We start from the raw sequence: 21,945 nt of genomic DNA on the forward strand, positions 1-21,945 counted from the left end.
GGTTTAATTAAAAACTTGATTAAATATTTGCAGAGATTTTGGCGGTTTAAAACTCCCCAAATGTAATTCAAAATAAAGCAGCATCATACTTAAAAATGATTGTCTTTGTTTTGAGTTTATCTTTACTGTTGGTAAAGCATCAAATGTTGTGCCTAACAACTGTTTTAGTAGTGTTAAATTATCTCCTGAAATGGTGTAATTATCAAGTTCATTAATTTCGAATTTGCCTTCTCTCAAACTGAAGTAAGCATATTCTAAATTGTTCGTATCTGGATAGAACCCTAAATACTTCGATAGATTTAGTAGAAATAATAAATGAAAATTTGAATAATCAGATTGTTCATCTAACCATAATAGGGTGGTTTCTATGAAACTGTATAGAGTTTCGTTGGGTTCTTCTTCTTTAAGCGTACTTGAGAGTACTTCAGACAAAAACATGACTATGGCACTTTTTAAAATATGGGTGTGTAAGGTATTGTAAACATGGTTTACCTTAGTGTCGCTAATGCTTTGTAAGGACCTGTTTTGTTTATAACTTATACTTATCTGAATTTGTGATAGTGGCTGAAAATAAGCAGCTTTAATATTTGATTTTTTGTTTTTTAGAACACCACGTAATAAAAAACTAACAACGCCCAAGTGCTGGGTATAACATCTTACAATTAAATCGTTGTCTTTGTATTTTAATTTTGAAAGTACAATGGCGTTTGTAGTAATAAGCATTATCTAACGACCATTAATTTTAAAACTTTTGTTTCAAAGGTATCTAAATCTGAAAGCATGATTAGGTAAACTCCAGATGCGACCACTCTGTTTGCTAAATTTTTACCATTCCAATAGGCGGTTCCTCCATCAATTTCAAGATTATAACCACCGTAACGTTCGTTAGTTCTCGATTGGGCTTCGGCGACCAAATTACCTTCAATGTCGGTTATTTTTATATTAACATTTTCTGAAATGTCTTTAATCTTTACTTTTTGATCAACAATATTAAAACTAGGCCTCACAGGGTTGGGGTAAGCATAAGCGCTTTCTAAGGTTTCAAAAGGACTAGAGTTGCCCGAGCTAAATGAAACAAGACCTTTGCTAGTGGCTATGTATACGATACCATTAGTATTGTCTATAGAGACGTCTGCAATGGTGTTTGAGGGTAAAGGTGAATTGTCTTTAGTGAAATGGTGTATGGTTTGCTGTCCATCTGAAGACAAATAAAAGATACCCGAATCTGCGGTGCCAATCCATTTATTATTGGACCCATCTACTTCAATGTCTGTAATTAGTTGTTGGAACAGTAGTTCTTTAGCGATGCCATCTTCCAATATGATGATTTCATCCACTTTAATGTCATCTTCAAAAAAATTAGAAGTGTTATATAAAACACGTAAGCCTTTAAAAGTGCCTATCCAGAGTTGGTTTCTTTTATCTAATGCTAGTGCAGTGGCAAATTCCATAGGCATGTTCTCTTCCTCTTTATAAACGCTTTTTATTTTGGGGTTGCCTCCGTTTTCATTAAACCCAACGAGTCCATATTTATAGCTAGCGATCCATTTGGTGTTGTCGTTCCCAATTACTAGATCTCTAAAGCCTAGGTTGGCTGAAAAGTCGGGGATAACACTAGAGAAGTCATATGATTTCCATTGTTTATTTGAAGGGTTATATGATTTTAATGGTTTCTTTATAAGGCTAGTGATACTCCATAATAGGCCATTGCTATCAAAGGAAGAGGCTCCTGTTCTAATATCTTTGTAATTTGGATCACTTTGTGAAATTAAGGACTCTAATCCACTGTTAGTTTCGTTGTAAAGTAGTGTAGGAATCTCGTCATTTATTTCTAATAGTCCACTAAAAAACGAACTTATAAATACTTGATTGTTATTTGAAGGGTTTGGAGATATAACATTTAAACATTTGGCTTCAAAAACATCGTTGTAAGGAGTGTTTGTCCATTTTTTGTTTTTTAAATGACTGATACCCCTTGAGTTTAGGTCGTAGGGATTGAAGAACACGGTGTATTCGCCAAAAGTAACCCAAACACCGTTGGGTTGTGCTTCGACGGAAAAAGGAATGTTTAAAAGCGGACCTTCGGGATGTATTTCTTCAAAATTACTAGGTGTCGTAATGAGTGTTTTTAAAACCCCAAAATCACTTGTCCCTATGTAGATAAAATCAGTATCACTTGTGGCAGAAGTATATTGTGTTGCAAACTCGGTGCTTGTAGAAACTTGTGAAATGATGTTGAAATTAGCATCGTAAACAAACACATTGTTTGAAGTGGTAACTATTAAATTATTAGTCACACTTTTAACGTCTAAAGGAAGCGTATTGTATTGAGTTAATTCACTTAATATATCGTTTTCGACTTTAAATAGTTGTCTGTTGGTGTTTACAACATAAAGCTTGTCTTCAACGGATTCAGTTGCTGTGAAATCACCTGAAGTAATTGTTTGCCAATTTTGAAAGTCAATTAAATTGGGGCTAGAAACAAGTGCCTTCCTTAATCCGTTTCCGCCAGAGCAAGCAGCGTAAATATAATCTCCAAACATAGTTGTTTGGTTTATTTTTATTTGTGAGCCGCCGTTACCAATAAAGTAGGTGTCACCAAACTCCAGACGTTCTAAGTTGAAAACGGAAATCCCATAATTTGTAGAGATATATACTAAATTCTCATGGGCATTAAAATGATTTATCCTTTTTTGTGTTGCAGGAATTGTTGGTTTTTCGATGATATCCACAACGGTTAAAATTTCATTATCGTCATCAAAAGCTATTTCAATAAGTCCGCTTTCATAACCAATTACTAATAGCTCGTACGGTTCACTATAATAAATGGTAGAAATTGTTTCACCCGATAATCCGTTAATGGTGTTTAGCTCTTTTATTTCATTTGAAAGGACGTCAATACTAAAAACAGCATTTTCTGCAGCAGCATAAATTCGATTGTTACCTTGCGTAACTTGTTTAATGTTGTTGTATGAAAAGTGTCCTTTCCAAAGTGCAGAAAAATCCTGAGCAAATTGAAATAAAGGTGTTAAACAAATTAAGAGAACAACGAGTTTTTTAATCATTTTTAAATTTTCAAAATTCAAAGATATTTATAAGTAACGAGTTTTACTTTAAAATAATATATAATAAACTAAAAAAGCTTCCTGTTTACACAAGGAAGCTTTTCGTTTTTATGTTATCTAGATGCTATAAAACGCCTTGCGCTAGCATCGCATCAGCAACTTTTACAAAACCTGCAATATTTGCTCCTTTTACATAGTCTATATAGCCGTCTTCTTGTGCGCCATATTTAGTACAAGAATCGTGAATATTAGACATGATGTCTTTTAATTTTAAATCGACTTCTTCTCTAGTCCAATGAAGGCGTAGTGAATTTTGCGTCATTTCTAAGCCTGAGGTAGCAACACCTCCTGCATTTGAGGCTTTCCCTGGAGCATATAAAATTCGTGCTTTATGGAATTCACGAACCGCTTGGATGGTAGAAGGCATGTTTGCACCTTCACTAACGCAAATACAACCGTTTTTTAGTAGCAGTTTTGCATCCTCATCATTTAATTCGTTTTGTGTAGCACAAGGTAAAGCGATATCGCATTTAACTTCCCAAGGGGTTTTACCTTCAACAAATTTAGCGTTGGGGTATGTGTCTAAATAGGCGCTTATTCTGGCTCTTTGTACATTTTTAAGTTCCATTACAAGAGCTAGTTTTTCAGCATTTATACCTTCAGAATCATAAATGTAGCCTGATGAATCAGACATGGTTACGACTTTTGCTCCTAACTGAATGCATTTTTCAGTAGCATATTGTGCTACATTACCAGAACCTGATACAACGACTTGTTTGCCTTTTAAATCTTGCCCCTTAGTTTCTAGCATTTTTTGAGCAAAATATACGGTACCATAACCTGTTGCTTCTGGACGTATTAAAGAGCCTCCCCAAGAAAGTCCCTTACCAGTTAAAACACCTGTAAATTCATTTTTAATTTTTTTGTACATCCCGAAAAGGAAACCAATTTCTCTTGCACCTACTCCAATGTCTCCCGCAGGAACATCGGTGTTAGGGCCAATATGTCTAAATAATTCACCCATAAAAGCGTGGCAGAAGCGCATGATTTCGCCTTCACTTTTTCCTTTAGGGTCAAAATCACTTCCGCCTTTTCCGCCACCCATTGGCAATGTAGTTAAGCTGTTTTTAAACACCTGTTCGAAGGCTAAAAACTTTAAAATACTCATGTTAACAGTGGGGTGAAAGCGTAAGCCGCCTTTGTAGGGACCAATGGCCGAATTCATTTGAATACGATACCCTCTATTTACTTGAATTTCGCCAGCATCGTCTACCCAGCAAACACGAAATGTTATAACGCGTTCTGGTTCTACCATTCTTAACAAAATATTTTTACCAAAATATATATCGTGTTCAACGATATAAGGAATTACAGTTTCTGCAACTTCCTCTACTGCTTGTAAGAATTCAGGTTCGTTACCATTTCTTTCTTTTACAAGATCTAAAAAAGCTTCAAGATTACTTTTCATAGGTTTTATTTTATTATTTCAAAGTTGAGATGTTGCATCCAAATAATAATTTATTCTTTTAAGTTGAGACACTCCATCATAAATATTTATTTATAGTTAAATGTGTTTAATTTTTATTGGTGCGATTATTCTTTAATCGACGTATGGTGACACATGCTAAAAGGCGCTATAATTATTAAATATACAATTTATGGGTGCAAATATACGTTATCTTTAAAAATAATGTAATTTTTTTTTGAATTTCGCAATTAATATTTTTGCTAGTAAGTGGTCAAATTATAATTATTTGTTTCTTTATACAGTTTTTATATATTTGTTGTAATTAATGCCTCAAAAAAATCCAATTTAAGTATGCTTAACTTTAAACGTTTAGCTTTTTTTTTATGCTTGTTAGCTTGCTGCCAAACTGCATCTTCACAATTGGGTTTTTCTCATGAAATAGGCGTTATTGCTGGTCCTGTGCAGTTTAGAGCCGATTTTGGAGCTAGATATAGTGAGCCTACAAATTTTGGTAATTCAGGATTTGGTTATGGGATTATTCATTATATAAATTTTTCATATAGAGCAGATTGTAATTGTTATACAACCGATACGTATTTTAATGACCATTTTAAATTACGAAACGAGATTTCTTGGAACAAAACAAACCTAGAACATATTGGAAAGTGGGTGGACCCAAGTAGAAATACTATTGAAGCCAACCAGCTTAGGGCTCATACAGGTGTTGCTAAAAATTTAGACATTGGTACACAATTAGAATACTTTCCTTTAAGTATTCGTTCATTTCAATCATTTGGCTATCGTTTAGCTCCTTTTGTAAGTTTAGGGGTGCATTATACTTCTTTTAATCCTGAGGTTAGTACAAACTATGCGAATCCAGATCCTACTGCTTTCGGAGATGTGAATGATCCTAGTAATTTTTATTCGGCCTGGGCGCCAGGATCTGTCGATGCTACAGGTGGAAGTACATGGTCTGTAGTTAGTAGTGTGGGTGTTCGGTATAAAGTAGGGAAGCTTTCCGATTTAATGTTAGATTTAAGATGGCAGTACTATTTTAATGATTGGATAGACGGTCTAAACCATAACTGGGAGAATAACGACCGCTATAACGATTGGCTTGTGTGGCTTAACGTTGGTTATATTTATTATTTGGATTAAAAAAATATAACATAAACTTCACTTTTTATTCGGTGTTTTCAAATGCAATAATTACTTTTAATGAAGGTTAAAAATTTACGCATGCTTTATAGAAAAATCCTTTTATGTATTGGTTTACTTAGTTTCATTTATTCTTGTAATGAAGATTTAAAACCATCTTTTTCAGATATAAATATTACAACTTCAAATAATAAATTGGTTGAAGTGAATTTGCCAAAAGCTATTGGCGATGATTCTATTTCATCGAAAATTAATAGTGAAATAAACAAAACGGTAGCTGCTGCATTGCAAATTGGTGAGCAAGATAGTGCTACAACTAAAACTGTTGAAGAAAGTATTACGTTGTTTAATGAAGAATATAATGCGTTTAATACCGATTTTCCGGACGTTTCACTTCCTTGGGAAGCTCAAGTAGATGGCGAGGTTATGTTTCAGTCGGTTCGGGTTATTAGTGTTTCAATAACGTCTTATGTGAATACCGGCGGTGCTCATGGCATCACAACCATTTCCTTTTTAAATTTTGATCCATCAACAGGTAAACGTATTCAAAATAATGAATGGATTCAGAATAAAGAAGGTTTTAAAAGTATTGCAGCATCGTATTTAGAAGAGGCTGTTAAAGAGGATGGTGTGCTTTTTGAATCTGATAACTTTCAGCTACCAAATAATATTGGTTTTAATGAGTCGGGTGTTATTCTACTATATAATACTTATGAAATTGCACCATATTCAACAGGAATTATAGAATTTACAATTCCTATTGAAAAAGTACAGGCGTTTTTAGCTTTTTAGAACTCTTAATAAGGCCATAACATAGCCTAAGTGCATGCCTTCATGAAATAAAATAAATTCAAAGGCGTCTTCTATGTTTTTTAGTGTGTTTCCTGTGGTTGAAACTGTATATTCTTGATAGTTTTTGAATAAACCATTACCGTAGTCTTCTTTTGTTTTTTCAACAGTAGAGAAAAGTAGTGTTTTAATTTCGTTTACTTCTTCTTCTGTTGCAGTTCCTTCTGGTTTGGAATCCTTTTTGTATTTACCAACTAATTCGTCGCTAGCTAGCATTGGTAAACCTGCTAATTTGTATGCTAATAATTGTTGGGTGACAACGATATGCCCAATATTCCAAAGAATGTTGTTGTTAAAGCCTTCAGGTATTTTATTTAAATCTTCTAATGAAGTATTTTCAATAATTCTGTTAAATGCTTTTCTCGTATTTGGTAAAACGTCTAATGTAAAATGCATAGTAATTTTTTTTATAAATATAACTTTACTTATTTTGGATATAAATATATGATAATTATGAAAAAGGTATACTATTTAAAAACATGTAGTACATGTGTAAGAATTTTAAAGGATTTAAACCTGCCATCAGAATTCGTTCTACAGGATATTAAAACAGAAGCAATAACAGTAAGTCAACTTGAAGAAATGAAAGCTCTAGCGGGAAGCTACGAGGCGCTATTTAGTAAACGTTCTAAGCTTTATAAGGAAATGGATTTAAAAAACCAGAAACTTGAAGAGCGCGACTATAAACAGTATATATTGGAACATTATACGTTTTTAAGTAGACCAGTGGTTATTATTGATGATAAAATATTTGTTGGAAATTCGAAACCTGTTGTTGAAGCCGCAAAAGCAACAATACATTAAAAATAAATTTATTCAGAAAAAAGGCATGCCGAATAGTATGCCTTTTTTTTTATCAAAATAGTTGGCAAGTTGTTGTTTTAAAGAAAACGCAGCGAATAAGGTTGTTCCTGTAAAACCCTTGTAGAATACTTATCAAGACTATACTGTGTTTAAAACTCCTAACTTCTGTGATGGTGTAATGTTCAGCATCATAAACAATCATAATTGTTTATATTTGATTTATTATTAATTAAAAATTGAATTATGATTTTAGGAGTTTCAGAATGGCTAAGTGGTAAATTAGGGTGGAAAACATCTCATATCCGTATTGCTTTTGTTGTGTCAGTATTATTCTTTGGAGTTGGTATTGGACTTTATCTAATTTTGTGGTTGGTTAAAATGTTTTCAAAATAAAATATCCGGCTAATCACTAAGTGAATTAAGGGAAGCTAATCGCTCCCCTTTAATCTATTCATCTCCAAACTAATCTTTTTCTGTACTACTTTGCCATAGCTATCCTGTGTAATCTTCATGCTGCTATGTCCTAATAATTCGCTCACAATCTCCATTGGTACATCATTTTATAATAACACTGTACTAGCAAAGGTTCTCCTAGCCATATGAGTAGTTAGATTTTTTTCTATTCCAATAATTTCAGCTATTTCTTTTAGATAGGAATTGTATTTAATAAAGTTTTTCGCGTCAGTTTTTACATAATCAAACTTGTTCCATGTTACTTGTTTAATATCAATGCCAATAAGGGTTTTAAGCCTGTTTAAGTAAACATCAAAATACTCGATCACATTGTATTGTTTTTGTGTCTTCTTGCCTATATACAGGCTGTAAATGTCTTCAATTGTAATTTCTTCTTCTTTAACTTGAAGCAATAAAAAAGCCTTATTAATTTTTATCTTAATAAGGCTTAGCTGTGTGTTTATATTATTTCTGTCAGGTTCTGGCGGTTTAACCAGTTGTTGTTTGCTGTTCCAGTTTTTTGGGTTTAAAAATTGATCAGTCGAGAACTGATTTCTTCTACTTTTATAAGTAATTCGACAATATAGGGGTGCTCCTTTGGCTTCTCTTATTCTAATTCTATTTAAAATAAAACGAATATTTATTTTTTGTGTTAACATTTTATTTAGTTTTAGTTTTTTAAAATTTAATTATGATAGTTCGTTCTGAAGAATCAATACCTAGTACACCATCAAAAGAGGAAAGTTTCGTTAAGTTTTATCTAGAAGAAAATGGTATTAGTTTTAAACCTCAAATAAGATTATTTAATTTAAAATATGACGATAAATATGCTTATCGAGATGTTGACTTCTTTCTACCAAAATTGGGTGTATATGTTGAGTATTATGGTTGGTATAATAAAAGTAAAATAAGTAGAAATGAATATGATTTAAAAACTCAAGTATATATTAAAAACAGCCTTCCTACGATTGTTATATACCCACATGAACTTGGTTTTATAGATTATGCTTTTCATACTAAAATGCTTACGATTTTGAGATACCCAAAATTTTATAAATTAAAAAACAGTATGATTTATAAAATGAATAGATATTTTAACAAAGGAAAAGGTTACTATCTTTTTTTATCATTAGTATTATTAGTCATTAGTATCTCTGCCTTGTATGAATCTAAACGTGAATATGATTTTTTCTTTATAATATATATATTAAGTTTTGGAATATCGTTTGGGTTGATTCTACAATCCTTTAGAAATGTGTATTTTATTTTTTTTAAAGATATGTAACGTTGTTACCTTTTAGAAACCAGGTGTTACCTTTTTGTATGCCTTTTTTATGTAAATAGTTACCAAGTTGTTGTTGTAAAGTAAATTTAGCGAATGATTATAATTCCTGTAAAACCCTTGTAGATACTGTATAAAACCAAAAAAGGCCTTACATTTCTGTAAAGCCTTTTTCTTGTTATTTGCTCCCCCTCTTGGGCTCGAACCAAGGACCCTTTGATTAACAGTCAAATGCTCTAACCAACTGAGCTAAGGAGGAGTGTTAGGTTGTTTGCCTAAGCGAGCGCAAATATAATTATCTTTTTAATTTCTGCAAACATTTTTTAAAAAAATTTTAATTAAATATTGCTTTAAAAATATCGTTACCATTTGCGAACAAAACTAAGGCTATTAAAATGAAGAAACCTACCATCTGTGCATACTCCATAAATTTGTCTCCTGGCTTTCTTCCTGATACTATTTCGTAAAGTAAAAACATAACGTGTCCACCATCTAAAGCCGGTATTGGCAATAGGTTTAGTACACCAAGCATAATAGATAAGAACGCTGTTAAATACCAAAACGCATGCCAGTTCCAAGTCGCTGGAAACATGTTTCCTATGGCTGCAAAACCACCTATTTGAGAGGCTCCTTTTTTAGTGAAAATATACTTAAACTGCGCTAAGTAATCTTTAACTTCCCAGTAGCCTTGACTCATTCCTCCAGAAATACTTTCAGAAAATGAGTAGTCTCTTTTATGTATTTTAATATAATCTAAATCGGCAGGTGTTGTAACAATACCGATGGTTTTGTCTTCCGCAGGCGTAATAGTTATACTTTTAATTTCATTATTACGTTCAACTTCTAAAAATAAATTTTCCTTCGTATTATTTTTAAATTGATATGTTAAATCGGAATAATAGGTTATTTGCTCCCCATTAACCGAGATAATCTTATCTGCTACCATCAATCCAGATTTCTCTGCTGGTGATTCTGAAACAACAGAATCTAGTTGAAAAGGGTAACGTGGTGATAATGCTGGTATATCACCAGCTTCAAAAAGTTGCGTTCCAATATCTTCAGGAAGCTTGATTTCTTCAATCGTACCGTTTGGGTGCTCTACCTTAATATTATCAACTTTTCTGAACATGATATACTTATTGATATCAATAGAAAGGTCTTTATAATTTTCTCCGTTTACAGATATGACTTTATCGCCTTGTTGAAAACCGTAAGACTCTAAAGTTTTCGCTACACCGAAACCATATTTTATATCTTCCTTAGTGGAGTAGTTTTTTCCCCAAACAAGAAGCATCATCATAAATAGGAAGAATGCGAGTATAAAGTTAACTGTAACACCACCAAGCATAATAATTAAACGTTGCCATGCTGGTTTAGAACGAAATTCCCAAGGTTGTGGGGGTAATGCCATTTGCTCGGTATCCATGCTTTCGTCAATCATACCTGCTATTTTAACATAACCACCTAAAGGTAACCAGCCAATACCGTAAACAGTATCGCCTATTTTCTTTTTAAATAGTGAAAACTTAACATCGAAAAACAAATAGAATTTTTCTACACGTGTTTTAAATAATTTTGCTGGGATAAAGTGTCCCAATTCGTGTAAAACTACTAATATGGAAAGGCTTAATAATAATTGAGCCGCTTTTACTATAAATACAGTCATGTATTAGGGTTTTTTTTATAATCGGACAAAAGTAAGCTTTTAACCCCATTTAGAAAACTTAATATAAAGTATTGCTAGTTTTTTAACAACGTTTTATTAATTATACCCTGATTGGTATTTAATTGAATAAGAAGCAGGCCTGAAGCAAGTGGTTCTAGGTTAATAGTTGGTGACCAGCTAAATGTTTGTAACAATTGGCCAAGGGCATTAAATATTTTCACCTCATGAACCTCTATGTAATCAGGTTTTATAAAGCTGAATGAATGGGTAGTGGGGTTGGGGTAAATAGTAAATTTTGACTGTAATTCTGTGTTTTTGATGCCCAATAGAACACTGTTGTTTTTTGAAATTAAATCACTTTCGGGGTCCATTTCAACAGAAGCTATTGTGAAATTAACGGTTCTTAAAAAATCTTCATTATTAATAGTGTTAGTAAGGGTGATGTCTAAAGTTTCACCTAAAGTGCCTGTAAGTCGGATGGGTACTGGTGCTTCAAAAAAAGAAACCGATGCATCACTTTGGGTTTGAGAAATGTTAATTAATACTTGATTTGTTGTGGGTTGGCTCCACTGTACCGTGTAACTTGGGTAACCTTGGTTGTATAGCCAATCACTAAAAAATTCTGTTAAATTTTCGCTACTTGCGGTTTCCATGATGTTTATAAAGTCCGGTGTTTTAGCATACGCATAGGCGTGGTTGGGGTTGGCCAAGTAATTTTTTACTCCTTGAAAAAAGGTGGCGTCTCCCAATTTTTTTCTAAGCATGTGTAAAACCATGGCGCCTTTATTATAAGTTAAACGGCCATTAAAAATTCTATTTACACTGGTGGTATCGGTATCTGTTAAATAAACAGCTCCATTGGGTGATGAGGTGATGGAGGTGTTGCGTTGTTCTTTCCATGTTGTAAAAGCGGGGTTTCCATCTAGGTTTTCAATGGTTATTCCAGATAAATAGGTAGCAAAACCTTCATTTAACCAAATGTCTTTCCAACTTCCGCAGGTAATTTTATCACCAAACCATTGGTGTGCTAATTCATGTGCTATTAAATTTCTATTAAAATCGCCCATAAATGAAACCGTTGTGTGTTCCATGCCACCGCCCCAACCAAATTGTGCATGCCCATATTTTTCATTTGCAAAGGGGTATTCTTCAAAAAGGTTAGTAAATAAGTTCATAATATCTACCGTAACAGGTGTGCTAGTTTGGGCACTACTTAAGCTTTCTGGATATACATAGTTTACAATATCGAAAGGCTTACCGTTATTTGGCACGGTATGCGAATACACCTCATAATTGGTAACTGCAATCGCTATTAAATAAGCAGGAATGGCATATCTATGTTTAAAATGTGTTGTTTTATTACTGCCATTAATGATTTGACTTTGTTCTAATCCGTTTGAAACGGCAATATATGCTTCGTTGGAAGGGTTAAATGTGGGTGTGGTAATAAAAACATCTAAAGAATCTGCTTTATCATTTAAATCTTGTTTACAGGGCCACCATCCTTTTGCGCCATAAGGTTCAGAAAGTGTCCAAACTATGGGGTCGCCGTTATGTTGGTTTTGTTCAAAAGAACCGAATCCAGAACTAATTGGGTTTCCAGAGTAGCTAACCGTTAGAGAATCTAAAACGCCTAAATTTTGAACTGCTGGTAGGGTGATAACCAATTCATCGTTCGTATTCTGCGTAAATGAAAGGGTGTTTCCGCGTTGTGTTACCTGAGAAACGGTCATATTATTAGATAAGTCGAACGTAACTTGGTTTAAGTTGGCTTTGGCTTCTAAATAGGTGGTGACATCTCCCGAAATAAAAGCAACCGAAGGATCTAAGTTAAATTCTAAGCGGTGGTACTTTACATCGTAATTACCGGTATTTATATTCGCTTTTTGAAGTGTTTTATTAAAAGCTCTTGATGCTTCTGCGGTTTGAATAGATTTTAAAGTTTCATTAAAATCTTGCCCAAAAAATAGAAATGAGCATAAAGAGCACAGAATGAATAGGGGTGTTTTCATTTTTATGAATTCTTTTAAAGGGTATAACTAGTGTTAAAAATACCATTTTATTACTTATGTGTCGTATTTTTGCGACCATTACTTACTTATTAAGCCTTAATTTAAAATTTATGCTTTCTTTTTTTAAAGACTATAAAACATTCGGAATTGTATTTTTGATTTTATCCATCATCATCGTTTCAATTATTTATAATACCTTAAATGTATACCAACCGCTACCTATTTATCAACCAGCCATGGTAAGTACCGAGTTGGTGGATAGCACCATTCAGTATCAAAAAAAATATCATAAAATAGCCGATTTTAAATTGATTAATCAAAACGGGAAAACCATAACCCAAAACGATTATAAAGATAAAATTTACGTGGCCGATTTCTTTTTTACAACCTGCAAAACCATTTGCCCAATCATGACAAACCATATGGCGCAAATACAAAAAGCGGTTTTAAATGATGATGAGGTGTTATTACTTTCACACACCGTAACACCAAAAATTGATACGGTAGCCCAATTAAAGCGGTATGCTATAGAAAAAGGGGTGAATGATGCCAAATGGAACTTGGTAACAGGTGATAAAAAACAAATTTACGACTTGGCGAGAAAGAGTTACTTGGCCGTGAAAGATTTTGGTGATGGCGGTGATTTTGATATGATACACACAGAGAATTTTATGCTTATTGATAAAAAACGTCAAATTCGTGGGTTTTATGATGGAACCAATCCGGAAGATATAGACCGATTGCTTGAAGATATAAAAATTCTTAAAGAAGCGAACTGATTCTTTTTTATTTAAGGTTCGATGTTAAGTTTGAAAAATCAAATTTTCGGCTTTAAAAACTTTTAAACCTATAAACTTTTCCCTTTTAAACTTTTCCCTTACTTTTGCTTCTTTAAAATCAATCTAAATAAGTTTGCAAAACACATTAGCCGAATTAAAACGAGGGGAACGCGCTACAATTGTAGATGTTTCGTCCATTCATATTCCATTAAAACTTCTAGAAATGGGTTGTTTACCTGGTAATTTGGTAGAACTTGTTCAGTTGGCACCTTTCCAAGATCCTATGTATTTAAATATTAATGGCACCCATTTAGCGATTAGAAAAGAAACCGCTTCTCATATAATAATTGAAAAAGAATTATGAGTAAGCAAATAAATGTAGCCTTAATAGGAAACCCTAACACAGGAAAAACATCTGTTTTTAATGCGTTAACGGGATTAAATCAAAAAGTGGGTAATTACCCAGGTATTACGGTCGAAAAAAAAGAAGGTATTTGCAAGCTGCCTCGTGGTGTGAAAGCTCACATTATAGATTTACCGGGTACATATAGTTTGAATGCTTCGTCTTTAGATGAAAATGTAGTTATTGAACTGCTTTTAAATAAAAATGATAAAGATTTCCCAGATATCGCCGTTGTAGTGACCGATGTTGAAAATTTAAAGCGAAACCTATTACTTTTTACACAAATTAAAGATTTAGAAATCCCTACGTTATTGGTTATTAATATGGCCGATAGAATGCGTTATAAAGGTATTTCTTTAGATATCGATTATTTGGAAGCACAGCTTCAAACCAAAATAGCCTTAATTAGTACTCGAAAAAAGGAGGGTATTGATAATTTAAAGCACTTAATTGCTAACTATAAAGAGGTGTCTGTAACACCATGTATTAAGGCTTCAGATATTGATAAGGAATATTTCGAGAATTTACAGAAAGCATTTCCTAACCAACTGTTATATAAATTATGGTTGGTGATTACTCAAGATGTTAACTTCGGAAAAACAGACCGAAAAGAAATTGATGCCGTTGCCAATTTTAAAACGAAAAGTAAAGCCGATTTAAAACGTTTGCAGCAAAAAGAAACCATAAAACGGTACCAGTTTATAAATAATGTATTGAGGGAGGGGCAAACTATAGATGTCTCACAAGCCAAAGATTTGCGTTCAAAACTAGATCGTATTTTAACACATAAAGTGTGGGGCTATGCTATTTTCTTCGTCATTTTATTAACGATATTTCAAGCTATTTATGATTGGTCTAGCGTACCAATGGACTTTATAGATAGCACTTTTGCTTTTTTAAGCGAATGGACAAAAAACCAATTGCCACAAGGTGCTTTTACTAATTTATTAGCTGAAGGTATTATTCCGGGGCTTGGTGGTATTGTTATTTTTATTCCACAAATTGCGTTTCTATTCCTGTTTATTTCAGTGTTGGAAGAAAGTGGTTATATGAGTCGTGTGGTATTTTTAATGGACCGCGTGATGCGTCGTTTTGGCTTAAGTGGAAAAAGTGTCGTACCATTAATTTCTGGTACTGCCTGCGCTATTCCTGCTATTATGGCTACTAGAAATATTGAAAGCTGGAAAGAACGTTTAATTACCATTTTGGTAACGCCTTTTACAACCTGTTCAGCGAGGTTACCAGTGTATTTAATTATTATATCACTAATTATTCCTGAAGGTCGCTTTTTAGGTTTGGGTTATCAAGCCTTAACTTTAATGCTTTTATACTTTCTTGGCTTTGCTACAGCAGTTCTGTCGGCTTATATATTGAACAAGGTTTTAAAGATTAAAAGCAAAACGTTTTTTGTAGTTGAGATGCCTAATTATAAGCTACCAATGTTCAAAAATGTGGCGCTTACGGTGTTGGAAAAAACAAAATCGTTTGTGTTTGGTGCAGGTAAAATTATTCTTGCTATTTCCATTATTTTATGGTTTTTAGCATCTTATGGTCCTGGTGACGATTTTAATAACGCTGAAAGCATCATTAAAACGGAATACGCAGCCCAACAATTATCCGAAGATGAAATTAGTCAGCATATTTCTTCATATAAATTAGAACATTCATATATAGGTATTACGGGGCATGCCATCGAGCCTATTATCAGACCTTTGGGTTACGATTGGAAAATAGGTATTGCCATAGTGAGTAGTTTTGCTGCTCGTGAGGTTTTTGTTGGAACCTTAGCAACTATTTATAGTGTTGGAAATGATGATGAAGCTACTATAAAAAATAGAATGGCTGCGGAAGTAAACCCTATTTTAGGGGGTCCATTATTCAATTTTGCATCGGGAATCTCCTTATTGCTTTTTTACGCCTTTGCGATGCAATGTATGAGTACGCTTGCGGTAGTAAAACGAGAAACGAACAGTTGGAAATGGCCAACCTTACAATTATTTATAATGAGTGGTTTTGCTTACGTCGTGGCTTTGATTGCTTACCAATTTTTAAAATAACAAATTCCTACGGAAGCAGGAATATCATGTTAAGAAACTAGTTTAATGCCGACAAATAAGATATGAATACCATCATTCAAAATATATTAGTTTTTGCAGCCATAGTAGGGGCACTTGCCTTTTTGTTGAGAAAATTTATTTGGAAAAAATCGAAATCTAAGAAAGCCTGTGGTGGCGATGATGGTTGCGGATGCCATTAAAAGGGAATCTATTAATTAACTTCAAAATTTTGTAATCATTTTTTTATATATTTAGCAGCAATTTAATATATTTTAAAAAATGACTGTTCCGTTTAGATTCACTTTTCTCTTAATTTTCTGCTTCAGTTTAACTAGTTTTTCTCAAAATAAATCGAAATCCATTGATTTATTAGATGCTGAATTAAGCCAATTCGATACTTGGATAGGCATTGCACATACCACAGTTAAAGACTTGCCAGAAGGCACCTATCAATCAGATAACGTTTATAGAGGAGGGAAACCGCTTGGTTTAAACAATGATGTGAAAAATGTGTTTTCAGTTTCTATGGAAAATGAAGAACCAGTTTTAAAAATAACAGGTGAAATTTACGGATGTATCACTACTAAAGCTGAATTTGAGAATTACCATTTAAGTGCTATGTTCAAATGGGGCGAAAAAAAATGGGAACCACGTTTAGATGAATTAAGAGATAGCGGTATCCTGTATCATTGTTATGGTGAGCATGGTCGTTTTTGGACCACTTGGAAAACCTCGTTAGAATATCAAGTTCAAGAAACAGATTTGGGTGATTTTATTCCATTAGGAGGAAATGCTGTAGAACCAAGAGTTTCTGGGCCACAAGTTGAAATTAGAGGAACTGTTGGTGATAAAAGAAATAGTTATGACCCAAACAGCAATTCATATTTAGATAAAATAGGCTATACCAGTGCAAGTAAAGAAGTAGACGCACCTCATGGTGAATGGAATACTTTAGAAATATATGTAGTTGGCAATGATGCGGTACATGTTGTAAATGGCGAAGTGGTTATGGTGGTAGAAAATGCTAAAAAACCAGATGGTTCTTTATTAACTAAGGGACAAATTCAAATTCAATCTGAAGCTGCTGAATGTTATTATAAAAAATTAACAATTACACCTATTAAAAAGTTTCCGAAAGCTATTAAAAAACAAGTGAAGTTTAAAGCATAGTTTTTTAGTTTGTTTTCTTTAACACTTTTATAGCTATTTATTAGAATTGTCTTTCGCGATTTGGATGCTACAACCCAATGATAAATAATTCATGGTGTGGTTGATGCCTGTTCCGAAGGAGAAATCAAGCTGGCAATTGTCTTTTAGTAAATAAGCGATACCTGCATCGAAACTCGCTTCGTGTGTGTTAAACTCAACAAAATTTCCGTAAGGTTCTATATAAATACCAAGGGTTTCAGTTACTGAAACACCTAAAGCCACTGAATACGTTAAATTACCTGAGCCTTCACCAAAATAATCATAACCCACATTGTAACCTAAGCCTAAGGCATCACTCAAAGTATGTGAAATGGAAAGCTTATTTATAGTTCCAAAACGGTTATTGGTTAGTCCTGTTGAGCCTGTTGGAAGGATGAGGTGGGATAGAAAAGCAATTTCAGTATTTACCGTTTCTTTTTTGAATAGCTGAATTTTGGTTCCAATTTCTAAATCACTGATTCCGCTTACTTTTTGGGTTGAATTTTGGTCTTTTAGACTTTCAAACTGGCTAAGAACACGTAATTCTATTCCGTTGGTAATTCCATATCGAAATAAAGTGGTTGGCGCTAAAAGTTGTCTTTCTGAACTAAAATCATCTTCCGAGAAACCTAATAAAATACCCGTTTCTATTTGTAAACTTCCTGCTTCTATAGTAGATGAACTTTCAGTTTGGTCTGGTCTGTCTGTAATAATGGTTTGGGAGAATACCGAGCATGCTGTTAAACATAGCGTTAAAGCGATGTAGTTTACTTTATTCATTTTTTTATGATTGGTTTTTTATTGAACGCTGAGTTGTGATCTTGATTTTTAAAATATAATTCTCCAAATTTGAGCGACTAAAAAAGTAACAATGAAGCCTAAAATTACAGGCATTATAGAGGCGAAAATGGTCCATTTAGCACTCTTTGTTTCCTTATATATAGTGTAAATTGTTGTGCTACACGGGTTGTGTAATAAGCTAAAAAGCATCAGGTTTACAGCTGTTAATAGTGTCCAGCCTCCAGCTCTTAAAATATCGCCGGTTGCATTTACAGAATCCAGTTCGAACATAACGCCAGCACCAGCGCCGCCAGCAATTCCGGTTACCGAAACTGTAAGCATCAGTATGGTTGGAATGACTATTTCGTTCGCAGGAATGGCAACAATATAGGCCAATAAAATAACCCCGTTTAAGCCTAATAAAAATCCAAAACCATCTAAGGAATGTATGGTCCAAGCGGCAACACTTTCATTACCTATATAAACATTCGAAATAAGCCAAATAACAGCACCTGCAGGAGCTGCAAATACAATAGCACGCCATAAAACAATCATGGTTCTATCAATTAGCGAGGTGTATATGGTTTTCCAGAAGCGTGGCGGTCGGTAGGGAGGTAATTCTAAATTAAATGTAGAAACCTGGCCTTCTAAAAGCGTTTTTGATAAAGCCCATGATGTGCCAAACATAAAACCCATGCCTAAAACGGCAATGCATATCACTGCTATTAATGAGATTAAACTTGAAAATGCAGATGGAACAACAGCACCAATAAAAATAGTAGCAATTAAAATTTGAGTAGGCCAACGCCCATTACAAAGCGAAAAGTTATTGGTTATAATAGCAATTAAACGCTCTCTAGGGCTGTCTATAATACGAGTAGCAACAACACCAGCGGCATTACAGCCAAAGCCCATGGTCATGGTTAAAGCTTGTTTACCGTGTGCTCCAGATTTTCTAAATAAACTATCTAAATTAAAGGCGACACGTGGTAAATATCCAAAATCTTCTAAAAGGGTAAACATGGGGAAAAAGATGGCCATTGGTGGAAGCATTACGGCTATGACCCAAGCAACGGCTAAATATACACCGTCAATTAAAAAACCGTCGAGCCACCAAGGCATATTAATGGCTGCGGCGCCACTTTTTAGAATTGGGTGCACGTTATCTAGTAATAGTTGGGCTAGTAGAGATGACGGGTAATTGGCACCAATAATGGTTAACCATAGCACGGTGGCTAAAATTAAAAACATGATTGGAAATCCAAAAGTTTTACTGGTTACTATTTTATCGATTTGTCTATCTAAGCGAAAGCGTTTTTTAGAACTATCAACCTTTACGGTATCTGCAACTATTTGTGCTGCATCGGCATAAATACCTTCGGTTAAATTATCGTGAAAATCATCCCCAATTTGCCAACGCAATTCGTTTGATAATTCTATAATACTATCTATGTTTTTATTTTTCATGTCCTTAATATTTCACAAACGGTTTATTGTTAAATGTTGTTTTGAATACAACTCTAAACTAATTCGCCAGCTCGTAAGGCATTAATAATTTCTGTGTCCCCTTCTAATAATCTAAAAGCAATCCATCTGCTATTGGGTATGTTCGGGAATTCTTTTTCAATTTCAACAGAAAGTGTTTTTACAGCATTTTCAATATTGCTAGGTATGTTTTTAATGCGGTGGGGTTTACAAATAATGTGTCCGTTAGCAACTTCATTAATGGTGTGTATTAATTCAATAATACCTTCGCTAAACCGGGCACTCGTAGCAACCACGGGAATACCTAAATCGCGAGACAGCGTTCTTTCATCTATGGTGATATGGTTTCGTTTGGCTTCATCCATTAAATTTAAACACAATACGGCTTTATCTGTAATTTCTAATATTTGAAGTACTAAATTTAAATTACGTTCCAATCGGTTCGCATCGGCAACAATCACGGTAACGTCGGGTTTTCCGAAAAGGATGAAATCTCGTGCCGCTGCTTCATCCTCAGATGTTGAAAGTAGCGAGTAAGTACCTGGTAAATCGACTAACTTATATTTTTGTTTATTATACTCAAAGCCACCTTCGGCTCTGGTAACTGTTTTTCCTGGCCAGTTTCCTGTATGTTGGCGTAAGCCTGTTAATGCATTAAATACAGTGCTTTTTCCGGTATTGGGGTTTCCTGCGAGTGCGATTACAAAATCGACATTATCTGTTTGAATTCCCATTTTTTTTAAACCATCGGCATTAAAATGGGTACAAGTATCGCAGGCACTTTTTACTTTAGTTTCCATGATTTAATCTTTTTTAATAAGAATTTTTGCAGCTTGGTCTTTTCTCAAAGCAATAGATGTTCCTTTTATAAGGTAAGCATGGGGTTCTCCCAAGGGGTTTGTTAAATCTATTTTTATGGTGGCTCCTTTTACAAAACCTAAATCGAGTAAGCGACGTCTACTTTCGCCTCTGCTTTCTTTTGAAATACCCGTTATTTTCGCAGTTTCCTCTGCTTTTAAACTCGATAATCTAGCAATATTATCTTCAATAACGACCTCTTTCTCAATGCCGGCCACCGTTAAGTTGGCAGCAACTATGGGCGCTAAAATAAATTCTTCACCTTCTGATAGAAAGACAATACGCGTTGAATTATTTTCTACCACGCGAATTAGCGATCCCATGTGAATGTTTTCGGCTAAAATTTGTTTGTAGATAATATCAGGTTCATCTTCAATATGAGTGATTCTACCAACGGTATTTACGGGTAATAAGGGCAGTTCAACGCCTTTAACTTGTGCTATTTTTCCTGTTTTTGTAGGGATGGGGTCGCCGTGTGGATCAAACTTTGGGTTTCCTAAATGAGCTGCCAATGTGTTGGTTTCATCATGACTTAGTTTGTGTTCCATCATCTCGGCTCGGTTGTGCCATTCTTCTTTGCTAAAGCCTGTTTTATCAGCTAAATAGCGCTCCCAAAGGCGGTGTATTCTAACAATCCTTAGGGCGTAATCTCTACCAGCATCGGTTAATTTAAGGACGTCCAATTCAAAATAAATTAAATCATTAATGGTCATTTTTTTAACGACTTCAATAATTTGTTTGTTATTGAACTTCAGCATCTGCACCAACGTTTTGGTATCGACTTTATTACCCGAATTTTCAAAATGATAGAGTTGTTTTAGTATATCTTCAATAACAACTTTTTCATTGCTTCTAAAATTGTTTTTTATAACCCAAAACCAACCTTTATTAGGGCGAAACAACACAAATAAAATGCCCGCTATTATAAAAAATAGCACGAGCGCGTATATGGGATTGTAATTCATATTATTGACTTAAGTATAAGTTTTTCGCCACCTCCTTAGAGATGATGATTTCTTTGGTTTTGGTTTGAATGGTTACCGAATCGTCGAAAGGTTCAAACTCTAAAACCTTTATAACATCACCAAGGGCCAAATTGTTTTTGTTTAAATATTTTAAAAACACATCCGATGAGTCTTTAACAAGCGCTAAAACACCTTCACTACCAACTTCTAATTCTAGAATATTTATGCTTTTGGTTGGTGCATAATTTCCGTCTTTATCGGGAATCGGGTCTCCGTGTGGGTCGTGGGTTGGGAAACCTAAAAAGGCATCCAATTCATTCACTAGTTTTAAAGACTTAATATGCTCCAACTGTTCTGCAACATCATGAACTTCATCCCAAGAAAAATTGAGGTTTTCTACTAAAAAAACTTCCCAAAGACGGTGTTTTCTAACTACTAAAGCCGCTGCTAAACGCCCATCGTTAGTTAAACTTACGCCTTGGTATTTTATATAATGGGCTAAATTTTTATCTGCTAGTTTTTTTACCATATCGGTAACCGAAGATGCTTTAGACTCAATTTTTTCTGCAATAGCGTTGGTGCTCACCGCTACAGCTCCTTGTTTGCCTAAATGGTAAATAGCTTTTAAATAATTTTCTTCGGATAATGTGGTCATACTTAAACTTTAGACTAC

22 protein-coding genes and 1 tRNA gene are annotated in these 21,945 nt (G+C 34.1%); 10 read left to right on the forward strand and 13 right to left on the reverse strand.

Features of this window, described 5'->3' with window-relative positions:
- Positions 1 to 3 precede the first annotated feature (3 nt).
- The 3 genes from recO to gdhA form a co-directional block, all read right to left on the reverse strand.
- Positions 4 to 723: a DNA repair protein RecO gene (gene recO / locus Q5N74_RS08695; RefSeq protein ID WP_304388391.1), complete on the reverse strand. Its 720-nt coding sequence runs from the start codon at positions 721 to 723 to the stop codon at positions 4 to 6.
- Positions 723 to 3,065 carry an ABC transporter substrate-binding protein gene (locus Q5N74_RS08700; protein WP_304388392.1) on the reverse strand — a complete coding sequence of 781 codons (2,343 nt, stop codon included), beginning with the start codon at positions 3,063 to 3,065 and terminating at the stop codon, positions 723 to 725. Before Q5N74_RS08700 ends, recO begins: the two co-directional genes overlap by 1 nt.
- A gap of 124 nt (positions 3,066 to 3,189) precedes the next feature.
- On the reverse strand, positions 3,190 to 4,533 hold the full coding sequence (gene gdhA, locus Q5N74_RS08705; RefSeq protein WP_304388393.1) for an NADP-specific glutamate dehydrogenase: 1,344 nt from the start codon (positions 4,531 to 4,533) through the stop codon (positions 3,190 to 3,192).
- Between the two features lie 351 nt (positions 4,534 to 4,884).
- Here gdhA and Q5N74_RS08710 point away from each other — a divergent pair, with 351 nt between their 5' ends.
- Both Q5N74_RS08710 and Q5N74_RS08715 read left to right on the forward strand, forming a co-directional pair.
- The gene (locus Q5N74_RS08710; RefSeq protein WP_304388394.1) at positions 4,885 to 5,691 is read left to right on the forward strand and encodes a glutamate dehydrogenase; all 807 of its coding nucleotides are present in this window, start codon (positions 4,885 to 4,887) and stop codon (positions 5,689 to 5,691) included.
- Between the two features lie 81 nt (positions 5,692 to 5,772).
- Complete coding sequence (locus Q5N74_RS08715) at positions 5,773 to 6,483, forward strand: DUF3298 and DUF4163 domain-containing protein (protein WP_304388395.1); 711 nt, start codon at positions 5,773 to 5,775, stop codon at positions 6,481 to 6,483.
- On the opposite strand, the gene Q5N74_RS08720 is transcribed toward Q5N74_RS08715, so the two are convergent.
- A complete protein-coding gene (locus Q5N74_RS08720; RefSeq protein ID WP_304388396.1) occupies positions 6,472 to 6,936 on the reverse strand; it encodes a DinB family protein in 465 nt (154 codons plus the stop codon). The genes Q5N74_RS08715 and Q5N74_RS08720 overlap by 12 nt on opposite strands.
- Before the next feature lie 57 nt (positions 6,937 to 6,993).
- Here Q5N74_RS08720 and Q5N74_RS08725 point away from each other — a divergent pair, with 57 nt between their 5' ends.
- Positions 6,994 to 7,344, forward strand: coding sequence for an arsenate reductase family protein (locus Q5N74_RS08725; protein ID WP_304388397.1), 351 nt, complete (start codon positions 6,994 to 6,996; stop codon positions 7,342 to 7,344).
- Positions 7,345 to 7,587: 243 nt separating this feature from the next.
- Positions 7,588 to 7,737, forward strand: a complete 150-nt coding sequence (locus tag Q5N74_RS08730; protein ID WP_304388398.1) for a PspC domain-containing protein — start codon at positions 7,588 to 7,590, stop codon at positions 7,735 to 7,737.
- Positions 7,738 to 7,904: 167 nt separating this feature from the next.
- Here the strand turns inward: Q5N74_RS08730 and Q5N74_RS08735 are convergent, their stop codons facing one another.
- Positions 7,905 to 8,456: a hypothetical protein gene (locus Q5N74_RS08735; protein WP_369686021.1), complete on the reverse strand. Its 552-nt coding sequence runs from the start codon at positions 8,454 to 8,456 to the stop codon at positions 7,905 to 7,907.
- 32 nt (positions 8,457 to 8,488) lie between these two features.
- Between Q5N74_RS08735 and Q5N74_RS08740 the strand changes: the two genes are divergently transcribed.
- The gene (locus Q5N74_RS08740) at positions 8,489 to 9,082 is read left to right on the forward strand and encodes a hypothetical protein (RefSeq protein WP_304388399.1); all 594 of its coding nucleotides are present in this window, start codon (positions 8,489 to 8,491) and stop codon (positions 9,080 to 9,082) included.
- Positions 9,083 to 9,264: 182 nt separating this feature from the next.
- Here the strand turns inward: Q5N74_RS08740 and Q5N74_RS08745 are convergent.
- The 3 genes from Q5N74_RS08745 to Q5N74_RS08755 form a co-directional block, all read right to left on the reverse strand.
- Positions 9,265 to 9,338 (reverse strand) — tRNA-Asn (locus Q5N74_RS08745).
- Positions 9,339 to 9,413: 75 nt separating this feature from the next.
- Positions 9,414 to 10,745 carry an RIP metalloprotease RseP gene (gene rseP, locus Q5N74_RS08750; protein ID WP_304388400.1) on the reverse strand — a complete coding sequence of 444 codons (1,332 nt, stop codon included), beginning with the start codon at positions 10,743 to 10,745 and terminating at the stop codon, positions 9,414 to 9,416.
- A 74-nt stretch (positions 10,746 to 10,819) separates the two neighbouring features.
- Positions 10,820 to 12,757, reverse strand: a complete 1,938-nt coding sequence (locus Q5N74_RS08755) for a M1 family aminopeptidase (protein ID WP_304388401.1) — start codon at positions 12,755 to 12,757, stop codon at positions 10,820 to 10,822.
- A 110-nt stretch (positions 12,758 to 12,867) separates the two neighbouring features.
- Between Q5N74_RS08755 and Q5N74_RS08760 the strand changes: the two genes are divergently transcribed.
- The 5 genes from Q5N74_RS08760 (at position 12,868) to Q5N74_RS08780 (ending at position 17,166) form a co-directional block, all read left to right on the forward strand.
- Positions 12,868 to 13,536, forward strand: coding sequence for an SCO family protein (locus tag Q5N74_RS08760; RefSeq protein ID WP_304388402.1), 669 nt, complete (start codon positions 12,868 to 12,870; stop codon positions 13,534 to 13,536).
- 133 nt (positions 13,537 to 13,669) lie between these two features.
- Complete coding sequence (locus tag Q5N74_RS08765; protein WP_304388403.1) at positions 13,670 to 13,900, forward strand: FeoA family protein; 231 nt, start codon at positions 13,670 to 13,672, stop codon at positions 13,898 to 13,900.
- Positions 13,897 to 15,996, forward strand: coding sequence for a ferrous iron transport protein B (gene feoB, locus Q5N74_RS08770; protein ID WP_304388404.1), 2,100 nt, complete (start codon positions 13,897 to 13,899; stop codon positions 15,994 to 15,996). Before Q5N74_RS08765 ends, feoB begins: the two co-directional genes overlap by 4 nt.
- 62 nt (positions 15,997 to 16,058) lie before the next feature.
- Positions 16,059 to 16,196 (forward strand): FeoB-associated Cys-rich membrane protein, encoded by a 138-nt coding sequence (locus tag Q5N74_RS08775; protein ID WP_304388405.1) that lies wholly within the window; start codon positions 16,059 to 16,061, stop codon positions 16,194 to 16,196.
- Between the two features lie 79 nt (positions 16,197 to 16,275).
- Positions 16,276 to 17,166 (forward strand): DUF1080 domain-containing protein, encoded by an 891-nt coding sequence (locus tag Q5N74_RS08780; RefSeq protein ID WP_304388406.1) that lies wholly within the window; start codon positions 16,276 to 16,278, stop codon positions 17,164 to 17,166.
- A gap of 33 nt (positions 17,167 to 17,199) precedes the next feature.
- On the opposite strand, the gene Q5N74_RS08785 is transcribed toward Q5N74_RS08780, so the two are convergent.
- Genes Q5N74_RS08785 through Q5N74_RS08805 form a run of 5 tightly spaced genes read right to left on the reverse strand, consistent with a single transcriptional unit; the run spans position 17,200 to position 21,927 of the window.
- Positions 17,200 to 17,964 (reverse strand): transporter, encoded by a 765-nt coding sequence (locus tag Q5N74_RS08785; RefSeq protein WP_304388407.1) that lies wholly within the window; start codon positions 17,962 to 17,964, stop codon positions 17,200 to 17,202.
- A gap of 48 nt (positions 17,965 to 18,012) precedes the next feature.
- Positions 18,013 to 19,431, reverse strand: a complete 1,419-nt coding sequence (locus tag Q5N74_RS08790; protein ID WP_304388408.1) for a nucleoside recognition domain-containing protein — start codon at positions 19,429 to 19,431, stop codon at positions 18,013 to 18,015.
- Positions 19,432 to 19,484: 53 nt separating this feature from the next.
- A complete protein-coding gene (locus tag Q5N74_RS08795) occupies positions 19,485 to 20,249 on the reverse strand; it encodes a FeoB small GTPase domain-containing protein (RefSeq protein ID WP_304388409.1) in 765 nt (254 codons plus the stop codon).
- A 3-nt stretch (positions 20,250 to 20,252) separates the two neighbouring features.
- Positions 20,253 to 21,272 (reverse strand): metal-dependent transcriptional regulator, encoded by a 1,020-nt coding sequence (locus tag Q5N74_RS08800; RefSeq protein WP_304388410.1) that lies wholly within the window; start codon positions 21,270 to 21,272, stop codon positions 20,253 to 20,255.
- A gap of 1 nt (position 21,273) precedes the next feature.
- Complete coding sequence (locus Q5N74_RS08805; protein WP_304388411.1) at positions 21,274 to 21,927, reverse strand: metal-dependent transcriptional regulator; 654 nt, start codon at positions 21,925 to 21,927, stop codon at positions 21,274 to 21,276.
- Positions 21,928 to 21,945: the final 18 nt, after the last annotated feature.

The sequence above is a fragment of the Mariniflexile sp. AS56 genome (assembly GCF_030552475.1).
GTDB lineage: Bacteria > Bacteroidota > Bacteroidia > Flavobacteriales > Flavobacteriaceae > Mariniflexile.

Coding starts and splice junctions, on each gene's coding strand:
- recO (WP_304388391.1), bottom strand. CDS start 723: ATGCTTATTACTACAAACGCCATTGTACTTTCAAAATTAAAATACAAA.
- Q5N74_RS08700 (WP_304388392.1), bottom strand. CDS start 3,065: ATGATTAAAAAACTCGTTGTTCTCTTAATTTGTTTAACACCTTTATTT.
- gdhA (WP_304388393.1), bottom strand. CDS start 4,533: ATGAAAAGTAATCTTGAAGCTTTTTTAGATCTTGTAAAAGAAAGAAAT.
- Q5N74_RS08710 (WP_304388394.1), top strand. CDS start 4,885: ATGCTTAACTTTAAACGTTTAGCTTTTTTTTTATGCTTGTTAGCTTGC.
- Q5N74_RS08715 (WP_304388395.1), top strand. CDS start 5,773: ATGCTTTATAGAAAAATCCTTTTATGTATTGGTTTACTTAGTTTCATT.
- Q5N74_RS08720 (WP_304388396.1), bottom strand. CDS start 6,936: ATGCATTTTACATTAGACGTTTTACCAAATACGAGAAAAGCATTTAAC.
- Q5N74_RS08725 (WP_304388397.1), top strand. CDS start 6,994: ATGAAAAAGGTATACTATTTAAAAACATGTAGTACATGTGTAAGAATT.
- Q5N74_RS08730 (WP_304388398.1), top strand. CDS start 7,588: ATGATTTTAGGAGTTTCAGAATGGCTAAGTGGTAAATTAGGGTGGAAA.
- Q5N74_RS08735 (WP_369686021.1), bottom strand. CDS start 8,456: ATGTTAACACAAAAAATAAATATTCGTTTTATTTTAAATAGAATTAGA.
- Q5N74_RS08740 (WP_304388399.1), top strand. CDS start 8,489: ATGATAGTTCGTTCTGAAGAATCAATACCTAGTACACCATCAAAAGAG.
- rseP (WP_304388400.1), bottom strand. CDS start 10,745: ATGACTGTATTTATAGTAAAAGCGGCTCAATTATTATTAAGCCTTTCC.
- Q5N74_RS08755 (WP_304388401.1), bottom strand. CDS start 12,757: ATGAAAACACCCCTATTCATTCTGTGCTCTTTATGCTCATTTCTATTT.
- Q5N74_RS08760 (WP_304388402.1), top strand. CDS start 12,868: ATGCTTTCTTTTTTTAAAGACTATAAAACATTCGGAATTGTATTTTTG.
- feoB (WP_304388404.1), top strand. CDS start 13,897: ATGAGTAAGCAAATAAATGTAGCCTTAATAGGAAACCCTAACACAGGA.
- Q5N74_RS08775 (WP_304388405.1), top strand. CDS start 16,059: ATGAATACCATCATTCAAAATATATTAGTTTTTGCAGCCATAGTAGGG.
- Q5N74_RS08780 (WP_304388406.1), top strand. CDS start 16,276: ATGACTGTTCCGTTTAGATTCACTTTTCTCTTAATTTTCTGCTTCAGT.
- Q5N74_RS08785 (WP_304388407.1), bottom strand. CDS start 17,964: ATGAATAAAGTAAACTACATCGCTTTAACGCTATGTTTAACAGCATGC.
- Q5N74_RS08790 (WP_304388408.1), bottom strand. CDS start 19,431: ATGAAAAATAAAAACATAGATAGTATTATAGAATTATCAAACGAATTG.
- Q5N74_RS08795 (WP_304388409.1), bottom strand. CDS start 20,249: ATGGAAACTAAAGTAAAAAGTGCCTGCGATACTTGTACCCATTTTAAT.
- Q5N74_RS08800 (WP_304388410.1), bottom strand. CDS start 21,272: ATGAATTACAATCCCATATACGCGCTCGTGCTATTTTTTATAATAGCG.
- Q5N74_RS08805 (WP_304388411.1), bottom strand. CDS start 21,927: ATGACCACATTATCCGAAGAAAATTATTTAAAAGCTATTTACCATTTA.